We start from the raw sequence: 20,348 nt of genomic DNA, 5'->3' as shown, positions 1-20,348 counted from the left end.
TTGAATACTGTATTACTAGATTTGTCCTTTCAAGAATTATTGAGAGTCATGGTATCTGCATTAGGCTGCGGTTTATTAATCGGTTTAGAACGGGAAAGGCATAATCGTAAAGAAAGTGAACCCAGTTTTGCCGGACTGCGTTCATTTACCATTTGCGCCTTGCTTGGGGCAGTATGTTTTTTACTACATCTTGCAGTAGGTATCTTAGGTGCATTTTCAGTCACGACTTTTTGTGTTTATAGCCTGATTAAACAAAAACAGGATATTGGTGCGACCACTGAACTGGCATTTTTGATGACCTATTTGATTGGTGCATTATGTGTGTTTAATGTGCCGCTTGCTGCAGGGTTAGCGGTAGTGTTGTGTCTGATTTTAATGGGCAAGCAGTCATTGCATTATTTTGCTGGCAATTGGATTCAGCATTTTGAACTGCGTGACGGTTTGTTTTTACTGGCACTGATTTTAATTGCCTTGCCACTGATGCCGGATCAGGCAATGTGGGGCACAGTACTCAATCCATATGTGATTCTAAAACTGCTGATCATGATTTTAGGCGTACAGTCCTTGGCACATATTGCTAAACGTCTCTTGCCAAACAATAAAGCCTTGATGTTGTCATCTTTGGCATCCGGTTTTGTTTCTAGCACCGCAACTATTGCCAGTTTGGGCATGGAAGTCCGTTCAGGCAAAGCAGAAGCCAAATCTAATGCTGGTGCAGGCTTAATTTCCTGTATTGCGACCCTGTTACAGCTGCTGATTATTGTCGCAGGGATTAATTTTGCTTGGTTTAAGGTTTTATTGTTGCCTTGCAGTATTGGCATTGCAGTGCTTTTGATCATTGCCTTGATGTTAATTCATTCATCCAAAGCGACGATGGGTCAACAGGCTACACCACAAAATGATATTACGCATATGGACAGTCGGATGTTCAGCATTAAGGAAGCCTTGATCATTGTGGTAACACTGACAGTGATTCAAGCAGCGGTATATGGCTTGAATGTAGTGTTGGGTGATAGCGGTTTGATTATTGGGGCATTCTTCGCTTCTTTATTTGAAGTGCATGCCGCCATGGCAACGGTGGTGATGCAAGGAACACCACAGCAGATGACGTTGGTCTACGCTATGATGATTGGTTTGGCTGCACATGCATTTTCTAAAAGCATCAATGCATTTTTAACTGGTGGCGGGAAATATTTTCTATATTTTGCCCCCGCACAAATGCTGCATATGGCGATTTTAATGGCGGTACTTTGGATGGTTATTCAGTAAATTTAGGATTTATTTTCAATATTTTAGAATGATATTTAAGTTTTTGTTTTGTAATTCTATTTATTTTTAGCCAACTAAAAATGGCATTGCTTTTAAGAAATATGGGTAGTATATGAATTCCGTAGTTACACAAGCCTCCCCCCCGGTATATGGTCAAGTTGAGCGATATATTAATCGCGAGTTGTCAATTTTAGATTTTAATTTACGTGTCTTAGAACAAGCGGTCGATCCTTTAAATCCACTCTTAGAAAAATTGAATTTTTTATTAATTTTTTCTAGAAATTTAGATGAGTTTTTTGAAATTCGTGTTGCAACTATGTTGGAACATTTTGTTCAAGAGCGAGACATACAAACGGCTGATGGTTTATCCCCACAAGAAATTTTACATCAAATTTCGGAGACAGCACATGCTGCGATTGAACGCCAATATCAAATTTTAAATGAGCAAATTTTTCCGCAGTTAAGAGAAGAAGGCATCAGCTTTTTAAGACGTGGAGAGTTAACTCAAGCACAATCTAATTGGGTCAAAAAATATTTTCAGGAACAGGTTGCACCAGCCTTAACACCAATAAGTTTAGATCCTGCGCATCCCTTTCCACGCTTGGTCAACAAATCACTTAATTTCATTGTGACTTTGGAAGGTAAGGATGCCTTTGGCCGTCAGATCGATTTGGCAGTGGTTCCTGCACCACGTTCATTGCCACGTGTGGTGCGTTTGCCAGATGAGTTGACCGAAGGCAAAGAGCATCATGTGATGCTCTCTTCAATTATTCATACTCATGTGTCTGATTTATTTCCGGGAATGACGGCAACGGGTTGCTATCAATTTAGAGTAACCCGAAATGCAGATTTAACGTTAACTGAAGATGTTGAAGACTTAGCGGAAGCCTTAAAAGACGAACTCAGTTCACGCCGTTTTGGTCGGGCAGTACGTTTGGAGGTCAATAAAAATTGTCCAACACATATTTATGAATACTTACTCAAAGAATTCGATTTGGATACGCATCAATTGTATCGTGTCGACGGGCCTGTTAATTTGGCTCGATTGGTCTCGGATTTTAAACGCCCATATTTACGCTATGAGCCACATACTCCTGTGATTCCAAAAATACTGAAAAAATCTGCAAATATTTTCAGTGCGATGCAGAAACAAGATATTTTATTGCATCATCCTTTTGAATCATTTTCCCCTGTAATTCGATTATTACGTGAAGCCGCGCAAGATCCGCATGTTTTGGCCATTAAACAGACCTTGTACCGTAGCGGTGCAAATTCAGAAATTGTGCAAATTTTGGCTGAGGCGGCAAGAAATGGTAAAGAAGTCACCGCAGTGATTGAATTACGGGCACGGTTTGATGAAGAGTCCAATATCGCTGTTGCCAATGTTTTACAGGAAGCGGGTGCCGTGGTGGTATATGGCATTGTCGGCTATAAAACTCATGCCAAAATGATTTTGGTGGTACGCCGAGAAAATCAAAAACTGGTGCGCTACGCACATTTAGGTACAGGAAATTATCATGCTGGCAATGCCAAAATTTACACTGATTACGGTTTATTAACGACCAATCAAGATTTGTGTGAAGATGTACATCGTATTTTTCAAGAATTAACCGGTATGGGCAAAATGGTGAAGTTAAAGAAACTTCTACATGCACCATTTACTTTGCATAGTCAGTTGATGAATTTTATTGAAAACGAGATTGTGCTTGCGAAAGCAGGGAAACCGGCAAAAATTATCATTAAGGTCAATGCACTAACCGAAGTTCAATTGATTAATAAATTATACGAAGCTTCTCAAGCTGGTGTGCAAATAGAATTAATCATTCGTTCTATTTGTTGTTTACGTCCAGGCCTAATTGGCTTATCAGAAAATATTCGTGTTCGCTCAATTGTAGGGCGTTTTCTTGAGCATACTCGTGTCTATTATTTTTACAATAATGGTGATACACTTGTGTATTGTTCTAGTGCTGACTGGATGGAGCGTAATTTATTTAAACGTGTTGAAGTGTGCTTTCCTATTGAAAATACTAGACTCAAAAAAAGAATTTATCAGCAAGGGTTAGAAAATTATTTAATGGATAATCAACAAGCATGGCTATTACAAAGTGATGGTAGTTGGAAGCGTAACTCATGCATAGAAAATGAAAAGCCACATAATGCGCAGCACTTTTTGTTAAGCGTTATAAAGTAAATGCTTAACTTAAAGTTAACTCTTTTTAGGCCTATTCAACAACATTTAAGAAATTATGATCTTTCGATACAGGTGGAATGCCACTAATTTTAAAGTAGCAAGCACTTTGCCACCTTTTGTCAAATAAAGTTATAGGCAGATATAATATTTTAAGTTGTTGGATGGTCATTGTTTTTTGATTTAACACATTTAAATAGGATAAACATTTTTGGGTACTTTATATTTTGATCAAGTCTTACCTGTCCAGATGCCGAAGTTGATCTTTTTGCCTTGGTAAAAATATTTCATTTGGCTTATTTTATTTCATAGCGAATGAGTACGATGAAACAATAATGACATAATTTGAATATATCTAAATTATGTCGGTTTTCATTTGATCTAAATTTTTTAAATTCTTTTCATATCATTATATGAAAAATTTCTGTATTAGCTGATAGTAATACGGTAGAGAATAATTAAAAAACTGCTGATTAAAATGATAAGAGTAAAGGGAATTAAAAATTTATTAGATGTGAGCTTCATTTTTTCATTTTCCTATCACAAGATGCTGTTTTATATATTATAATTATACTATAAGTTATGTTGAAAATAACAAAAAATATGTAATTTTTTAACATGATTTTAAAAATTTAACTGAAATTGATAAGGGTTATTTTCGATTTTTATTTTCTCAATTTGATGAAAAAATATGAACCAATTTTCATAAAAGGTAGTATAGATTTAACTCTTAAAAAAGCAATTTTTGATATTGTTAAATTAATTTTGTTATATTTGAAAATTAGATGGTATTGAATTTGGATGGAGAGAATTCTTACTACTTCTAATTATCTTGATATTAAGTGTAAAACCAATACTTATAGGTTTTACACTTATATAGATTCTAAATCTAAATTATTTTACTGATTAAATCTTAGATCATCCCAATAACATGGCACTACAATCAAATTGTTCTCATGTAACCGTGACCATAATCGGGCACCTAAATCCCGCTGCATATTTTGGATTGTGAAATTGGAAATCAGCAGTGTAGATTTCATATTGTCATAACGACTATATAAAACCTTATGCACCATCTCCAGGCGTTTTTCATGTCGGTCATGCAGGCCATATTCATCTATCACCAATAAATCAAAACTGGAGAAATGCTCGATAACTTCCTTTTCAGAGCGTGAAGCATCTGACCAGGTGTCCATCATTTTTTGAGCAATTTCTGCACTGGTATAGTAGCGTGCAGATTTTGTACTGTTATGCAGAATGTTGCGAATGATTGACGCACTCAGATGAGTCTTTCCTGTACCTGGTGTACCAATGAGCAGCAGGTTTGGATAATGGTCAGAAATAATTTGCTGTGCAAAAGCCTGACATAGTTTTATGGCATTGTCTTGAGCAGGACATGCAACTACATAATTCTTGAAGCCACGGTCCAGGTAGCGTTTATTGAGCCCTGAGTTTTTGATTTTCTGTTGCAGCAACCGTTGTTGCAGCTCATCTGCATAGGCTGCATGTGAGCGATGGACCATTTCTTTTGCACACAATTTGCAAAGCCTGTGACCGGCGATTTCCATCAGGGGTATATGATGGGTAGGGCAGAGTGCTTCTGTTGTTTCTGCGCGAAACTGGAGCGTTTTAAGCATGGTATTCATGATTGTTCTCCTAAATCCATTTTGAATTTTCTAAAAAACTCTCATTTTTTTCTTCAAAATTTGAAGATGAAGATGAAGATGAAGATGAAGATGAAGGGCATGGTTCAAGCATGACTTGAGTAATACTCGGGCTCTTCTCAGGAGCTGCTTGAGCATTTACTTTTCGTTGCTTGGCTGATGCTTGAGCATTAGTTGCGGATTTTCCCCAACGTGCTTGAGCTGCATTTTTAGCTTTATCAGATTTCATTTGCTGATTTTGCAATGCCTGGCTTTTTAAACTGGTTAAAAAACTTGAATGAATTTGCTCAGATTCGATTTCAAACAATTCCAGGGCTATTAGCGTATTCAACAAAGTTTTAGCCTTGGTATGTTGCGATAATTTTGTGATGCTACATACCGTAGCTAGGTCATGAGGAATAGCACCGTTTTTCCAGAAATCCATCATTAACAGCAGTGCCGCACCAATTTGTTCTGCTGTCATTCGTGCAAATTTCGCCTGTAGGTCGCCAATATAGAGTGGCATCCAAATTGAAATATGTTTATGCATGTGTTCACCTTTTTTATAGGTATAGAGGGCTAAGGTCATCAATCAGATGACCTTGTATATTTATTTGATCAGGGAGCTAAGCTCATTAACCGGAGGCGAGCCTGTTGGGCTAGGTCATCGTAATGGGCTTGTCCATCATCCAGCAGTCGCTGTAGCCACAGTCTTAACGCCTGGTGATCATCGAAGCATTTGTTGATCTCCAGCAAAAACGCCAGATTGTGCAGTTTGGGAATGTGTAGCTCATGGATTAATTCACGAGCGACCGTATCCGCTTCAGGACTGACGACCACACCACCAAAGAAAGCTTTACTATTCATGTGCAAGCTCCTCTGTATTTAGTTTTTCCAGCATGGCTTCAAATGCACTGCCATCACGACGGGTAACATTGGGGATGTAACGGCTATAGACCCGGAATAGCATTTCAGTCGTTGAATGTCCCAATTGACGTGCGATCCATTCCGGATTCTCTCCTGCCGACAGCCAGAGCGTTGCTGCTGTATGACGTGTTTGGTAGGCTCTTCTAGGCTTTAATCCTAGAAAGCGCAAGATCGGATGCCAGACACGTTTATTCACCAAACGGTAATCGAGAGGTCCACCATCACGATTGCAGAAAACAAACTCTGATTTACCATTATTTAAGCTTTTCTGTTGCAGAAAGGCTTGGTAAACGCGGTCACTCATCTGGATTGTGCGGTCAGAACCATAGGTTTTGGTTCCACCCAGTTCCCCATTCACCAAGGCTTCACGAATATGGATTTCCCGACGTTGCAAGTCCACATTTTTCCATTGCAACCCATCAATTTCACTGGTGCGCATACCTGTGAAAAACCGAACAGTGTAATAAGGCTTAAAATCATCACGAACTGTGGCCAAGATTGCATGTACTTCCTTTAATGAAAAAGGCGTGACTTCAATTTTCCCTTGCTTTAAGTTCTTGATATTCTTATAAGGACTGTCAAAGTCATATCGTTCGGCAGCACTATCGAGTATCATACGAAGTGCTATCATAATCTGGTTGATTCTTGATGGTGAAAGGCATTCTTGGTTTTTCCCGTGAGTCACTTTGGCGAGGGATGAACGGAATCCAAGAATGTCTGACTTTTTGATATTAATAACCGGAATTGTGCCAAAAAAAGGAATTAAGTACTTTCTGATCACAATTTGAATTTTTTCCTTGTAGCTTGTACGCCATTCTATTTCTTTATCAGTGAACCAGATTTCACAGAACTTAGAAAATAGAGGTGTTTTTGAGCTGATTTCATTTACTCTGTTTTCTGCATTTTTGATTTCTTTCAAACGAGAACTTTTTGGAAAGTATTTAGCATAGTCAAAAATACCCAATAAGATTTCTGCCTCCATTCGTTCAATCGCTTTTTCAAGCTTTTTTCGATTTTGAGCATTGTCTTCAAGAGCGGTGGTTTCACGGCAACGGATACTTAAGTATCGAAAATCGACACATAACTTACCGTATCTAGTACGAATAGCAGCCATAATTATGTTCTCCTTACAGAAGTTGTAGGCTGTGTAGCGAGCCTAAAGTTGTTTTAGTCATATCTTCTTCAATACGCTCCCATACATATAAAATTTTGCGACCACCAAAAGGGCGAATGTAATGAATGCCTTCGATCAAAACGCTATCTTTTAACTGATTACGGATAGTACGTTCGTTATAATGGATTCGTTCCGCCAATTCTTTTGTAGTAATATAAGTAAGATTCATGTTTGTATCCTTTTATAAAGTATCACAATGGTGTTATTTAAGACCACAATGCGATAATAAATGCATTTAAGACACTATGCAAGTACTTTATTACACAATGGTGGTAATTAATGATAGTTTGTAACTTGCCAGTGCTTTTGGCAGAGCGAAGAATGAAAGTTGCGGATGTAGTTCGAGCGACTGGAATGAGTAAGACAACATTGCATAAGTTATATAATGGTCAATCGACTCGAATAGATTTTGAGACCTTAGAAAAATTGTGTGTATTACTTAATGTTGAAGTGGGTGATTTATTAAAATTTAAGAAAAATGAAGAGCAGAATGATTGATTAAAATTGAGTTTTTTGATCATAAGTAAATGTTTTAACTATGTATTTTTGGTGACCAAATTTGGTCACCATCAAAATAAAGCAAATAAAAAAATACTAAAATAGATGGAAAAAAGGGAAGTCAAGTGTATGGGGAAGGTGTTCTGATTATCTATACTGAAATTGATTAAAAAAATACCAGAATAGCGAATGAATTGATTCGTATATGATAAAGGGAAGGCACGTTTAGGGCACTTTTGGTCACGCAGCGAGCTTATACAATACTTTTTCTAAAATTTTTAGAGCTTCTTCCAAAGCTGGAACATATAGGTTTTAGAAAAAATATTATTAATAATCAACAAGAAAAAAGCCCCCATCTTTCGATGAGGGCTTTTTGAATCTGGAGCGGGAAAGGAGACTCGAACTCCCGACCCCAACCTTGGCAAGGTTGTGCTCTACCAACTGAGCTATTCCCGCATATTGAGCAGTTTTTTCTAAAAACTTACACTAAAAAATTTGGAGCGGGAAACGAGACTCGAACTCGCGACCCCAACCTTGGCAAGGTTGTGCTCTACCAACTGAGCTATTCCCGCATATTGAGCAGTTTTTTCTAAAAACTTACACTAAAAAATTTGGAGCGGGAAAGGAGACTCGAACTCGCGACCCCAACCTTGGCAAGGTTGTGCTCTACCAACTGAGCTATTCCCGCATGCCGTGTATAATACAGTATGAAAAATGATGGTCAATATGTTTCTGAAAAAACTTGTATCAATTGCATAAAATACAAGCATTTTATGCCAGATTTTCTAAAAAATTGCGCTTGAAACCCTAAAAGTCACCTCTGAATACAAAACATAGAGGTAGAACAGCTATACTGTATACAATAGATAAGATAAAGGCAGATTCTCATGAGCTTAGAATTACAACTGCGTGACCGTTTACAGCAATTGGCACCGACTTATTTAGAAATTGTGAATGAATCTTCGGGGCATGGTGGTTATTTTCCTGGCAAAGAGTCCCACTTCAAAGTGGTGATTGTCAGCGAAGCCTTTGATGGCTTACGTTTAGTGCAACGTCATCAAAAAGTATATGCCGCTGTGGGGGATTTATTGGCACCGAGTCGCATTCATGCACTGGCAATTCATGCCTTTGTAGAATCGGAATGGCAGGGACAAGACACGTCAAGCCCTGAATGTGCACATGCACCTAAGCATTAAGGATATTGGCTTGTTATGGATGCTCAAATGTTGTTAATGCTGCATTGGTTGGCTGTTGTTCTGGCAGGTGTGGCAATTGTGATTCGCGCGCGGAGTTTATTTTCGGGCACCGAAGGTAATTTGCCGAATCCATCTGCACGTAAATTCTTTGTGGCTTTTCAGCACAGTGCTATGACCTTGTTGATTTTGACGGGTGTTGCCTTGTTGGTGATGAAAGGTTTTGAAGTGCAGTCTTGGTTTTATGCCAAAATCATTCTGTTTTTCGTGCTGTTATCTTCTTTAAGCAAAGCCTATAAGAAGCAGGATCAGATCGTTTTGGCACAACGCCGTGCAGGCTTGTTTTTAGCTGTAGTGGCGTTTGTTGCAATTTTAGGCTTGGTGATGATTCAGCCAAATTTTGGTTGATTGTCAGACATTTTCGATAACGATAAAAAAATGATCGTTTACACTGCTGAACGATCACCGATAAAAATTGAGGGAGGGGGAATATGCGGACACGTGTGGTGTTTAATCAGAAAGGTGGCGTAGGCAAGTCGAGTATTACAGTCAATTTGGCTGCGATTAGTGCTTATCAGGGCTTAAAAACACTGGTGATTGATTTGGATCCGCAAGCCAACTCCAGTCAGTATTTATTGGGAGATGATGCGACGTATTCAGTGGATAAGCCTGCACTGGAACCGAATATCGAAAACTACTTTGAAGAAGTGTTGGGAGCAACCCAAAGCAAAGCAGGTTTATTGGGCAATGCGATTGGCTCTTTACTAAAAAATCGTTCCAAAGGTTTGGAAAGTTATGTGCATCAAACCCCGTTTAAGCAACTTGATGTGATTCCAGCCAGTCCGAGTTTAGGGGCTTTGGCCCATGCTTTAGAAGCCAAACATAAAATTTATAAATTACGGGATGCTTTGAAGTTACTCGAAGGTAAATATGACCGTGTTTATATTGATACTCCACCAGCCTTTAATTTTTTTACTTTGTCGGCATTAATTGCCGCAGATCGCGTGTTGATTCCGTTCGATTGTGATGTATTCTCAAAACGCGCCCTACAAAGCCTGATTGAAAATGTGATTGAAACCCAAGATGATCATAATGACCAACTGGAAATTGAAGGCATTGTGGTGAATCAGTACCAAGCACAAGCCAAGTTGCCGCGTGAAGTGGTGCAGCAACTAAAAGATGAAGGCTTGCCAGTATTGGAAAATATGTTGCCACCTTCAGTGCTGATGAAAGAATCCCATCATCAAAACCAGCCATTAATCTATTTAGCCAAAGATCATAAATTGACGCAGGCCTATCTTTCATTGTTCAATGAAATTGAGCAAAAATAAGATTGAGAAAACAGATGAAAAAAATTGCTTTATCTATCCTTGCTGCAAGTAGCGTATTGCTGACAGCGTGTGCAACCACGGTTAAACCGACTTATGTTTCGCCTACACAATATCAGTCATTGAACTGTCAACAATTGCAGGCAGAGTATGACCGTATTCAACAATATTTAGACCAAGGTGTTTCAGTACCCAAAAGTACGGGAATGGGAGTCGATGTTGGACTAGGTGGTGGTTGGAGCCGTGGAGGAGGCTGGGGCTTTGGTCCAAGTGTTTCATTAAATATGGGACAGTCTTCAAACACCAAAAAGACCGAAATCTCTCGTTTGATGGGGCAGCAAGATGCTGTTTTTCAGGCGGCTCAGTTTAAAAATTGTCCAATTAAAGTGGTGCCAAGAACTGCAAAATAGCTATTTCACCCTTTGTCATTGCACCACTGAAATGATAAAGGGTGAAAGTTTTTCAAAATATTTCAATATAAAATATAATATAAATAAAGACTTATCTTGGTTTATTGCGTTGTATACAACTTAACGGTTCTCAATTTAGACTGAGTTTGGCTTGTCCTTTGGGGGGAGTTTCAGATAAGGTGTGCAACACTTTAAGCTTGAGTAATAGGTTTTTATGATTGAGAGTTGGCTATTTGTATTTGCGATGATTGCGGTGTTCCTGATTCCAGGACCGACCAATGCATTACTGGCAAGCTCTGCACATCAACAAGGTATTCCTAAAACCAGTTTACTTATTCCGGCCGAATTATTGGGCTACATCTATGCAATTAGCTTGTGGTCGCTGTTTATCCATTTGACTCATCCTGTCTGGCCGCATTTGATTACCTTACTGCATGTGTTGAGTGCATTGTATGTGTTCTGGATTGCATTTCATTTGTGGAAGTCGACACATTTGCAATCGCATCATCAAAAGCATCCTCATATTCGACCACATCAATTGTTTTTTTCCACGCTTAAAAACCCGAAAGCACTACTTTTTGCCGCAGGAATTTTACCGTTAGAAATGTGGAATAGTAGTTTGAGTGTAGGCTTGGTTTTTTTGGTCTTTTCTTTAATTTTGATTCCAGTTGCATTGTTCTGGATGGTCTTTGGCAAAGCGATTTTGGCGGGAAATTTAAAGCAAATAAAAGCCGATCACTTATATAAAGGATCGGCTATGTTATTGATTATCTGTATGTTGCCAGTGGTAATTCGATTCTTTTAACGCTTATGCTTTTACTTTGTTTTTTGCTAGTTTCTGACGAATAAAACCGATAATGCCCGGTAAGATACTGATAATAATAATCCCGAAGATTAAATGGGTGAAATTGTCTTTGACTACAGGCATATTGCCAAATAAATAGCCGAGTGTAATAAACGAGGCAATCCAGCAAAAAGCACCAATTAAATTATAGGTTAAAAAGAATTTATAATTCATTCGTCCTGCACCTGCGACAAAGGGTGCAAAGGTGCGGGCAAAAGGCACAAAGCGGGCAAAAATAATGGTTTTACCACCATGTTTTTCAAAGAATTTTTGAGTATTAACCAAGTGCTGTTTATTAATAAAACGCGAATCAAGTTCAAATACCCGTGGTCCAATATATTTACCGATATGATAATTCAGGGTGTCACCTAAAACTGCTGCAATAAACAGTAAAATGCCCAAGACCCAAGGATCCATTGCTCCTGTAGACGCTGCCAACGCCCCTGCAGCAAATAACAAGCTGTCGCCCGGTAAAAATGGCATGACCACTAAACCTGTTTCGACAAAAATAATTAAAAATAAAATAGCGTAAATCCATACCCCATAATTTGTAATAAATTCGAGTAAATGGTCATCTACGTGTAAAATAAAATCAATGAGTTCCATGGGGTAAAACATCGCGAAAATGTAGCCAAATCCTAGCAGCCCATATACGGAAAGTCAGTATAAAAACGTAATTAATTTTAGCCATCTATCGTTCTAAATATAAAACGATAAGTCTGGAAAATGTATATTTATTCTATTATCAACAAAAACTAAGCTGTGCCTATCCACAAAATTAAGAAAAGGTTCAATTATGTTTAATCCGAATGTTGTTGTGAAAAATATCGTGACTCAACCTGCGTTTGATAATGCCGTGAGTTTAATCGCCCGTGCGCTCCTCGCGTATATCTTTTTGGTTGCGGGCTGGGGCAAATTGACTGCCTATAGCGCTACTGTTGGTTATATGGAAGCAATGGGGGTGCCAGGTGCACTATTGCCTTTAACCATCTTGGTTGAATTTGGCGGTGGTTTAGCGCTGTTATTTGGTTTTCAAGCGCGCTTTGCCGCACTTGGTCTAGGCGTATTTAGCATTATTACCGCGTTCATTTTCCACGCTGGTGCAGAAGATGCCATCAACTTTATGAAAAACTTTGCTATGGCAGGTGGCTTATTTTTCTTGATGTTGCATGGTGCGGGAAAATTCAGTCTTGATGCCCTCATTGAAAAATCAGAGGTTTAAATTATAGGTGGTAGGATTGCAGAATCCTGTTACAAGTCAAAAGCACCGATAAGTTCGGTGCTTTTTATTTAAATATTTGTTTTATATGTATATTTATTGGTTGTCCAAATAGTGTGCTTAATAACTGGAAAAATGGTAGAATATGGCGCTTATATTCGTTTGCCTATCATAGTTGTTTGTCATGACTACCAATTCTCAAATTACTGAAGATCGTATCCTTATTTTGGATTTCGGCTCTCAATATAGTCAGCTTATTGCACGTCGCGTACGCGAGGCGGGTGTATATTCTGAAATGTATGCCTACGATATGTCTGAAGAAGACATCCGTGCGTTTAATCCAAACGGTATTATTTTATCGGGTGGACCTGAAAGTGTGCATGAAGAAGGCAGTCCACGTGCACCGCAAGTGGTGTTTGAATTAGGTGTGCCTGTATTGGGAATCTGTTACGGTTTCCAAACCATGTCTGAACAACTCGGTGGTAAGGTTGAAGCGGGTACAGTACACGAATTTGGCTATGCTGAAGTTGATATTCAACAGCGCGACCACTTAATTGGTCAGCTTCAAGACCGTGAAAACCAATTACACGTGTGGATGAGCCACGGTGACAAAGTGAGCCGTCTTCCAGAAGGTTTTACAACAACTGCAAGTACACCAAGCTGCCCATTCGCTGCGGCATCTGATGAAAGCCGTCGTTTCTATGGCGTGCAGTTCCACCCAGAAGTTACGCATACTGCAAAAGGTGCAGAGTTATTATCTAACTTTGTTCACAAAATTTGTGGTTGTGGCGGTTTATGGACACCAGAACACATTATCGATCTTCGTGTAGAACAACTACGTCAACAGATTGGTGATGAAAAAGTTCTACTTGGTTTATCTGGCGGCGTAGATTCATCAGTTGTGGCTGCTTTATTACATAAAGCGATTGGTGACCAACTGACTTGCGTATTTGTAGACAACGGTTTACTTCGTTTAAACGAAGGTGATCAAGTGATGCAAATGTTCGCAGACAACATGGGTATCCGTGTGATCCGTGCCGATGCAGAAGAGCGTTTCTTAACAGCGTTGGCAGGCGAAGTTGATCCTGAGAAAAAACGTAAGATCATTGGTCGTGAGTTCATTGAAGTATTTGCAGAAGAAGCACGTAAACTTGATGGCGTGAAATTCTTGGCTCAAGGTACGATCTATCCAGACGTAATTGAATCTGCTGCAAGCAAGCAAGGTAAAGCGCACGTGATTAAATCACACCACAACGTGGGTGGTTTACCAGAAGATTTAGCATTTGACCTTGTTGAACCATTACGTGACTTGTTTAAAGATGAAGTACGTAAACTAGGTACAACTCTAGGTTTACCGCATAGCATGATTTACCGTCATCCATTCCCAGGTCCAGGTTTGGGCGTGCGTATTTTGGGTGAAGTGAAAAAAGAATATGCGGACATTCTTCGTCTTGCAGACGACATTTTCATGCAAGAACTTCGTGACAGCGGCTGGTATGACAAAACTGCGCAAGCATTTGCAGTATTCCAACCTGTTAAATCAGTTGGTGTAGTCGGTGATGGTCGTCGTTATGCATGGGTAATTGCACTTCGTGCTGTTGAAACTGTGGACTTCATGACTGCTCGTTTCGCGCACTTACCGTATGAATTGGTTGACAAGATTTCTACGCGTATTATGAATGAAATTAAAGATGTTTCACGTGTTGTGTATGACGTGTCATCTAAGCCACCAGCAACAATTGAGTGGGAATAAAGTAAGTGCAACAGTTGCAGTTTTTTGATCAAATGCAACAGATTCGCTTTATTGACTTGTTCGCAGGGATAGGTGGTTTTCATCTAGCCCTTGCGCGACAAGGCGCACAATGTGTTTTTGCATCAGAAATTAATGAGAATGCTAAGAAAACATATCTAGCTAATCATAATTTAGATGCGGGTGCTTGGCATGGTGATATTACATTAATTGAACCACAGCAGATTCCTGATCATGAGGTCTTGTGTGCAGGGTTTCCATGCCAGCCGTTTAGTCAAGCGGGGCAAAAAAAAGGTTTCGATGATGTTAGAGGAACTTTGTTTTTTAATATTTTGCAAATTTTAGAAGAAAAAAAGCCTGAAGCCTATTTTTTGGAAAATGTACGAGGACTACTTAAACATGATAATGGACGTACCTTTTCAGTTATTCAAGAAAAACTAGAGGCACTTGGTTATAGCTTTCAAAGTTTTGTTGTCAAATCAAGTGATTATGGTTTACCACAGCATCGGCCTCGTCTTTTTATGATTGGTTTTCGAGATGGTGTGACTAAAATAGAACAGCCAGAAAAACTCCCATTGAAATATACGATGAGTGATATTTTTTCAGGAAATTGTGAAAAAGAAGTTGGATTTACATTACGAGTTGGTGGGCGTGGATCAGTTTATGGTGATCGACGAAACTGGGAGTTTTATAAAGTTGATGGTGAGATTCGACGTTTAACTTCTAAACATGGTCTTCTGATGCAAGGTTTTCCTTCAGATTTTATTTTTCCTGTATCTGAAATAGAAGCAATGAAGCAGTTAGGAAACTCTGTATCGGTTGATGCCATAGAAGCATTTTATAAGAAAATTAAGGAAAAACTAAGTGCAGAACAATTCACACTTGTTAAATAAATATAATATTGTTAAGCAAGGAGCTGTATTTAAGGCCTTTCAATTGGTTCTTGAAAATAGTTTAGATATTCAAAATTTAAAACCACATGAGCAATTGCGAGTTTTGTGGAAAGCATATAAAGACAGTTGTCCAAACAATAATAATATTAATGGTAAAATATTCGAGGCAATTATTGCGACAGTAATGCTTGAGAACGGAATTGGACCAATTTTTTCTCAAGCTAACGTTGTTTTTGTTCCAAATGTGAATTTTGATTTGATAGTTTATAGTAAGGAATTTGGACCAATATCAATTTCGGCTAAGACATCTTTAAGAGAAAGATACAAACAGGCTGATTTAGAGGCTGTTTCTTTAAAGTATGTACACCGTAAAGCTAGGTGTTACTTAGTCACTATGGATAAACCAGAAGCTATAAGATTAGAAAAAAAGTTAAAAGAGGGTGATCTGTTAGGAATTGACGACATTGTATTAGGGGATGAAGCATCATTTGATGAAATGATTGAGTTTTTAGGTTCTATTAGTCTAGAAAAGCCTAAAGCGGTAGAAATAATTAAGTCTTTTTATGTCTATGATGTCGTGCAGAATGATAAATAATAGACCAAGATCGGTTTGATGAAGATAACTTTTAAGGACGCGTAAGCGTCCTTTTTATGGCTTGAAATAAGGAAGAATAGTTGATTTAAGATATATAAAGATATATCTTAATAAGTATAAATTCATCTATAAAGCGAATAAATATTATGAAACAGGGTTCCCATCATGACTATGAGTCGTACTCCCATTATACAGAACGCCCGCATGGTGGACGTCGTGGTCGTTTATTTGAAGCAGGTCGAATGAAATTATTGGTGCTATATCTGATTGCCCAAGCCCCCAAACATGGTTATGAACTGATTAAAGATATTAGTGAATTGGTAGGAGGTGGTTATAGTCCAAGTGCAGGCACCATCTATCCGACTTTAACTTATTTGGAAGATATGGGTTTTGTTCAAGTGCAACTGACTGAAGGGGATCGTAAGCAGTTCTATATTACAGATGCAGGAAACGCACATTTAAAAGAACAGCATTCCGTGATTCAGCAGCTATTAGAGAAGTTGGAAACCAAGCGAGATATACAAAGTAAAGATGAGCTGATGGATATTCACCGTGCTATGGAAAACTTAAAGACTTCACTACGCCTAAAACTAAATGCTAAATCGGTTGATGTTGAAACCATACGTCAGATTGCTGCGCATATTGATGCTGCTGCCGTGGCAATTGGTCGACTTTAAGGATCTCGAGCCTAGTATGCAAAGTCAGGAATTATTGAAACAGGCACATTTAAAAGTCTCTTCAGCTCGAACATCGATTTTGCAGCAATTATTGGATGCTAGAGTAGCGTGTAGTGCAGAACATCTATATTTACAGCTACATCAGCAACAAAGTGGTTTGAGTTTGGCTACGATCTATCGCGTACTGACAGAGCTAGAACAAGCAAAATTGATTGAACGACAATACCATCAGCGTGCCAAAGCCAGTTTTGTGATACGGCAACAACGAGCGCAGTGTCAAATCCTACACCTGCAAAATGGGCAAGTCGAAGCATTTGAACATCAAGATTTATCCAACTATCTCAACCAGTTGGCTGATGTTATGCAACAACAACTGGTCAAAGTTGAACTCATCTTACATGTACAACTCAAAAGCTGAGTTTTAAATTTATTCGTTTAAAGGACAATACAATGAAACAACATCAATATCATATTACAGTGCAACATCTTTGTGATGCCAAGGGACAACCCTCAACCTATACTGAAAAATTGGCATTCAATGTAGGTAATCATGATGATATTTTGGCAATTGTCGAGCGTATGCAACAGGCAAAATTGTTTGATAAAGATGCCACTGCTGCATTTGCACTCGGTTTAAAGCTGTTTGGTGAAACGCTATTGGAAAATCGTCAGCATCCTTTATTTGAACAGCTATTACCGCAGTTTGGGCAATTTATGAAACATCTTAAACACACATTGGCACAGCAGACCACAGTTCAAGAGGTAAGAGAAGAATAATCGGGGACTACCTTAGACTTCATTCGGTAAAGAATCAAAACAGACCACTTGATTGCGGCCATTCTGTTTGGCGCGATAAAGGGCAACATCGGCTTCTTTAATCAGTAGATGTAAATCGACGTCTTCAGGATCAAGCTGTGAAACACCGATTGAAATGGTGAAATTAAGTTTAATATTATTGCCAATATACACTGTAGAGGATTCAATTTTTTGTCTTAATCGGTTGGCAATCATCATGGCATCTTCGAGTGCAGTTTCGGGAAGAAGCGCAACAAACTCTTCACCGCCAAAACGTGCCAAGACATCTTCACGCCGCATTTCTTTGCGCGCGATTTCCGCAATATTCTGTAGAACTTGATCGCCAATATCATGACCATAGCTGTCATTAATGCGTTTAAAAAAGTCGACATCAAACATGAGCAAACAAATAGATTGATATTGCGGCCATTGATGGATTTTTTGATCAGCAATCAATTCAAATTGGCGACGGTTGTTTAATTGGGTGAGTTCATCAGTGTGTGCCAGTTCACGCAACATGTGACGATCCCATTCTTCTAACATAGAGCGTAAGAAGGTGCGGCGCGCATTTAAAGTGTTATTCCAGCTGATATATAAGCTAAAGATAAGAATTGGAATATAGACCAGTAAAAAGATAATCGTTTGTTGTAGCGTGTTATTAAGATGTATGACGCCAGAAATAATGACAGCACTGATGAGTAATGCCGTTAATACTGAAGGCCGAAAGCGGACTTGAATAGATAAGCAGCCCAACAAGATAAAAATGACTGAAGCATATTGATAAAAATAAACACTCGAGTTTTCGGATTGATGGAGTAGCCAGAACCATACTGTGGCAGCGAAAGCACTCGAGATCGGTAGCAATAAGTCTAAAGTTAGAATGTTTTTACAGTATTTAAACATCGCCCAATTCAACAGCATAAAGCTTGAGACTGCACTTGTACGTGCTATGCCTGAAATATAGACAATATCTGGCAATAAAAACCAATCCGCAAAAAAATAACAGAGAAAGGACAGTTGTGCTAAAAAATTAATTTGCCTTAAATGGTGTCGTTGATGCACATTTTGATAACTGTAATAACACTCCTCAAATTGTGGAGGAATTGGAGCGTTACGATCTTGTAATGCATTGACGATGGCGACACGATTTTCAGGTTCGCATAATTGGGAGGGTAAAATGTAAGTATCAGGGGTATGTTGAGTTTTATTGCGATTTTCTAATCCAATGCTGTGCTTATGACCCAATTCAGTTTGTCCATATCCTCCTTTAATCATAGGCTACTGCTCCATTGTATTTACAATGCATTCTTATGAAATAATAAACATTAATCACAGTTTTGTATATAAAATGCACACTTTTTGTTGAAATAGATATGTGAAACCAAATTCGTTTTTCTTGTTCATATTCTTTCATTTTATTAGATAAATGCGATCCATTATATAGACAGCCGTATTTTATTGTATGGAATTTTTATCTTTCAGATAAAGATTTACAGGTAAATTTTAAATTGAACTGGTCGTTTGTAGAGGTTATCGCTATGCTGATGTGATTGGAAAACATAATTTTAGGATAACAATATGACGAATAGTAACTATATTGAACTTTCAGATTCAGATGATTGTGAAAAATATATTAACCAATTTATTCAAGAGTTTCCTCTACGTTCAGCAGAAATTGGTCAAGGAACTGTTATTAAACGTGCTTTGCCAAGTCGGCATAAACGTATGATTGGAGCATGGTGCTTCTTGGATCATGCAGGCCCAGTCAGTTTTCCTCAAGGGGATGGTTTGGATGTAGGACCTCATCCACATATTGGCCTGCAAACTTTCACATGGATGATTGAAGGCACCATGATGCATACGGATAGTTTAGGTTCGAAACAGCTAATTCGCCCGAAACAGGTGAATTTAATGACCGCGGGTTATGGAATTTCACATACTGAAGTTGCTCCTGCAACAGAAACCCATATGCACGCAGCGCAACTCTGGATTGCTTTACCTGATGATAAGCAGAATATTGCACCACGTTTCGATCATTACCCAGAATTGCCTACTTTAGAACAAGATCAAGTTGAGTTTACAGTGTTGGTGGGTGAGTTCTTAAATGTAGTTTCCCATGTAAAAGTGCATACCGAACTGTTGGGTGTCGATATGAAAGCCTTGGCGTCGACTACAACACGGTTACGACTTAATCCAAAGTTTGAATATGGTTTTTTAGCATTAGAAGGCACCGCTGTTGTTAATGGTCATGAATTAAATGATGACAATATGTTGGCACTAGAACCAGGTGTAACCGAAATTACAGTGGAATTGCATGAGGGAGCGCGTATTTTATTGCTTGGTGGAGAACCCTTTGAATCGGCAATTTTACTGTGGTGGAACTTTGTAGGGCGTACCCAAGAAGAGTTGCAGTTAGCACGTGAACAGTGGGTCAATCAAGATGAGCGCTTTGGAAGTATTCCTGATTATGATGGGCCTCGTTTAGAAGCCCCTGTTTTCCCAGACAAAATGAAAGCATCAAAATAACAAAGGAACAATAAGATGAGTATTATTGCGCAAGCACAGGTTCGCACACGTGCGGAACATTGGTTAGGTGACATCTCAAGTGGGACACATCATTTTCTCACAGATAAACCAGCCTCATTTGGGGGGCAAGATTTGGGACCAGCACCCTATGATTTTCTTTGTTCAGGTTTGGTGTCATGTACCATGATTACTTTGCGTATGTACGCTCAGCATAAGCAAATTGATTTGGGTGATTTTAGCGTGGAAGCAGAGTTTCATGGTAATAAGGACGGGCAGGAATGGATTGAGCGTCGTTTATCCTTTCAACAGCTTTTATCAGAAGAATTACAACAGAAAGTCCTTGAGATTAGTGAAAAGACTCCTGTCACCAAAACTTTATTACGTAGTTTAGAAATACACACTCGCCTGATGTAATCAGG

24 protein-coding genes and 3 tRNA genes are annotated in these 20,348 nt (G+C 38.7%); 17 read left to right on the top strand and 10 right to left on the bottom strand.

The window, feature by feature from the left end; translation table 11 throughout:
- Positions 1-1,269 (top strand): MgtC/SapB family protein, encoded by a 1,269-nt coding sequence (locus tag I593_RS00460; RefSeq protein WP_004907087.1) that lies wholly within the window; start codon positions 1-3, stop codon positions 1,267-1,269.
- A 112-nt stretch (positions 1,270-1,381) separates the two neighbouring features.
- Positions 1,382-3,460, top strand: coding sequence for a polyphosphate kinase 1 (gene ppk1, locus I593_RS00455; protein ID WP_016165637.1), 2,079 nt, complete (start codon positions 1,382-1,384; stop codon positions 3,458-3,460).
- A gap of 896 nt (positions 3,461-4,356) precedes the next feature.
- On the opposite strand, the gene I593_RS00450 is transcribed toward ppk1, so the two are convergent.
- The 5 genes from I593_RS00450 to I593_RS00430 all read right to left on the bottom strand — a co-directional run bounded on the left by I593_RS00450 (position 4,357) and on the right by I593_RS00430 (position 7,370).
- On the bottom strand, positions 4,357-5,103 hold the full coding sequence (locus tag I593_RS00450) for an ATP-binding protein (RefSeq protein WP_004985725.1): 747 nt from the start codon (positions 5,101-5,103) through the stop codon (positions 4,357-4,359).
- Positions 5,104-5,113: 10 nt separating this feature from the next.
- Positions 5,114-5,650, bottom strand: a complete 537-nt coding sequence (locus tag I593_RS00445) for a DUF1376 domain-containing protein (protein WP_026039984.1) — start codon at positions 5,648-5,650, stop codon at positions 5,114-5,116.
- Between the two features lie 68 nt (positions 5,651-5,718).
- A complete protein-coding gene (locus I593_RS00440) occupies positions 5,719-5,967 on the bottom strand; it encodes a hypothetical protein (protein ID WP_004985719.1) in 249 nt (82 codons plus the stop codon).
- Positions 5,960-7,141 (bottom strand): site-specific integrase, encoded by a 1,182-nt coding sequence (locus tag I593_RS00435; RefSeq protein WP_004985718.1) that lies wholly within the window; start codon positions 7,139-7,141, stop codon positions 5,960-5,962. Before I593_RS00435 ends, I593_RS00440 begins: the two co-directional genes overlap by 8 nt.
- A gap of 13 nt (positions 7,142-7,154) precedes the next feature.
- Positions 7,155-7,370, bottom strand: a complete 216-nt coding sequence (locus I593_RS00430; protein WP_004985715.1) for a hypothetical protein — start codon at positions 7,368-7,370, stop codon at positions 7,155-7,157.
- Positions 7,371-7,480: 110 nt separating this feature from the next.
- Between I593_RS00430 and I593_RS00425 the strand changes: the two genes are divergently transcribed.
- The gene (locus I593_RS00425; protein WP_010588955.1) at positions 7,481-7,699 is read left to right on the top strand and encodes a helix-turn-helix domain-containing protein; all 219 of its coding nucleotides are present in this window, start codon (positions 7,481-7,483) and stop codon (positions 7,697-7,699) included.
- A 380-nt stretch (positions 7,700-8,079) separates the two neighbouring features.
- Here I593_RS00425 and I593_RS00420 read toward each other — a convergent pair.
- The 3 genes from I593_RS00420 to I593_RS00410 form a co-directional block, all read right to left on the bottom strand.
- Positions 8,080-8,155 (bottom strand) — tRNA-Gly (locus I593_RS00420).
- Between the two features lie 40 nt (positions 8,156-8,195).
- Positions 8,196-8,271 (bottom strand) — tRNA-Gly (locus I593_RS00415).
- 40 nt (positions 8,272-8,311) lie between these two features.
- Positions 8,312-8,387: transfer RNA gene (locus tag I593_RS00410), tRNA-Gly, on the bottom strand.
- Positions 8,388-8,586: 199 nt separating this feature from the next.
- Between I593_RS00410 and I593_RS00405 the strand changes: the two genes are divergently transcribed.
- The 5 genes from I593_RS00405 (at position 8,587) to I593_RS00385 (ending at position 11,435) form a co-directional block, all read left to right on the top strand.
- Positions 8,587-8,895 (top strand): BolA family protein, encoded by a 309-nt coding sequence (locus I593_RS00405; protein WP_016165636.1) that lies wholly within the window; start codon positions 8,587-8,589, stop codon positions 8,893-8,895.
- A 15-nt stretch (positions 8,896-8,910) separates the two neighbouring features.
- Entirely contained in the window at positions 8,911-9,300 is a 390-nt protein-coding gene (locus I593_RS00400) for a SirB2 family protein (RefSeq protein ID WP_016165635.1), read from the top strand.
- 83 nt (positions 9,301-9,383) lie between these two features.
- Positions 9,384-10,223 (top strand): ParA family protein, encoded by an 840-nt coding sequence (locus I593_RS00395; protein ID WP_016165634.1) that lies wholly within the window; start codon positions 9,384-9,386, stop codon positions 10,221-10,223.
- A 14-nt stretch (positions 10,224-10,237) separates the two neighbouring features.
- The gene (locus tag I593_RS00390; RefSeq protein ID WP_016165633.1) at positions 10,238-10,630 is read left to right on the top strand and encodes a hypothetical protein; all 393 of its coding nucleotides are present in this window, start codon (positions 10,238-10,240) and stop codon (positions 10,628-10,630) included.
- A 214-nt stretch (positions 10,631-10,844) separates the two neighbouring features.
- Complete coding sequence (locus tag I593_RS00385) at positions 10,845-11,435, top strand: LysE family translocator (protein ID WP_016165632.1); 591 nt, start codon at positions 10,845-10,847, stop codon at positions 11,433-11,435.
- Positions 11,436-11,438: 3 nt separating this feature from the next.
- Here I593_RS00385 and I593_RS00380 read toward each other — a convergent pair whose 3' ends face one another.
- Positions 11,439-12,080, bottom strand: coding sequence for a DedA family protein (locus tag I593_RS00380; RefSeq protein ID WP_016165631.1), 642 nt, complete (start codon positions 12,078-12,080; stop codon positions 11,439-11,441).
- Between the two features lie 190 nt (positions 12,081-12,270).
- Between I593_RS00380 and I593_RS00375 the strand changes: the two genes are divergently transcribed.
- From I593_RS00375 to I593_RS00345, 7 genes are all read left to right on the top strand, one after another.
- The gene (locus tag I593_RS00375) at positions 12,271-12,696 is read left to right on the top strand and encodes a DoxX family protein (protein WP_016165630.1); all 426 of its coding nucleotides are present in this window, start codon (positions 12,271-12,273) and stop codon (positions 12,694-12,696) included.
- A 181-nt stretch (positions 12,697-12,877) separates the two neighbouring features.
- Complete coding sequence (guaA, locus tag I593_RS00370) at positions 12,878-14,446, top strand: glutamine-hydrolyzing GMP synthase (RefSeq protein ID WP_016165629.1); 1,569 nt, start codon at positions 12,878-12,880, stop codon at positions 14,444-14,446.
- 5 nt (positions 14,447-14,451) lie between these two features.
- Positions 14,452-15,336, top strand: a complete 885-nt coding sequence (locus tag I593_RS00365) for a DNA cytosine methyltransferase (protein ID WP_016165628.1) — start codon at positions 14,452-14,454, stop codon at positions 15,334-15,336.
- Positions 15,308-15,931, top strand: coding sequence for a hypothetical protein (locus tag I593_RS00360; RefSeq protein ID WP_016165627.1), 624 nt, complete (start codon positions 15,308-15,310; stop codon positions 15,929-15,931). The genes I593_RS00365 and I593_RS00360 overlap by 29 nt, the downstream gene beginning before the upstream one ends.
- Positions 15,932-16,077: 146 nt before the next feature.
- On the top strand, positions 16,078-16,608 hold the full coding sequence (locus tag I593_RS00355; protein ID WP_016165626.1) for a PadR family transcriptional regulator: 531 nt from the start codon (positions 16,078-16,080) through the stop codon (positions 16,606-16,608).
- Positions 16,609-16,624: 16 nt separating this feature from the next.
- A complete protein-coding gene (locus tag I593_RS19690) occupies positions 16,625-17,026 on the top strand; it encodes a Fur family transcriptional regulator (protein ID WP_016165625.1) in 402 nt (133 codons plus the stop codon).
- Between the two features lie 32 nt (positions 17,027-17,058).
- The gene (locus I593_RS00345; protein WP_016165624.1) at positions 17,059-17,385 is read left to right on the top strand and encodes a DUF3861 domain-containing protein; all 327 of its coding nucleotides are present in this window, start codon (positions 17,059-17,061) and stop codon (positions 17,383-17,385) included.
- Between the two features lie 12 nt (positions 17,386-17,397).
- On the opposite strand, the gene I593_RS00340 is transcribed toward I593_RS00345, so the two are convergent.
- On the bottom strand, positions 17,398-18,678 hold the full coding sequence (locus I593_RS00340; RefSeq protein ID WP_016165623.1) for a GGDEF domain-containing protein: 1,281 nt from the start codon (positions 18,676-18,678) through the stop codon (positions 17,398-17,400).
- Positions 18,679-18,981: 303 nt separating this feature from the next.
- On the opposite strand from I593_RS00340, the gene I593_RS00335 reads away from it, so the two are divergent.
- Both I593_RS00335 and I593_RS00330 read left to right on the top strand, forming a co-directional pair.
- Positions 18,982-19,929, top strand: coding sequence for a pirin family protein (locus I593_RS00335; protein ID WP_016165622.1), 948 nt, complete (start codon positions 18,982-18,984; stop codon positions 19,927-19,929).
- 15 nt (positions 19,930-19,944) lie between these two features.
- On the top strand, positions 19,945-20,343 hold the full coding sequence (locus I593_RS00330; RefSeq protein ID WP_016165621.1) for an OsmC family protein: 399 nt from the start codon (positions 19,945-19,947) through the stop codon (positions 20,341-20,343).
- Positions 20,344-20,348: the final 5 nt, after the last annotated feature.

Source organism: Acinetobacter tandoii DSM 14970 = CIP 107469, assembly GCF_000400735.1.
GTDB lineage: Bacteria > Pseudomonadota > Gammaproteobacteria > Pseudomonadales > Moraxellaceae > Acinetobacter > Acinetobacter tandoii.
The sequence above is the reverse complement of the archived record's forward strand: the minus strand, read 5'-3'. Positions and strand labels throughout refer to the sequence as shown.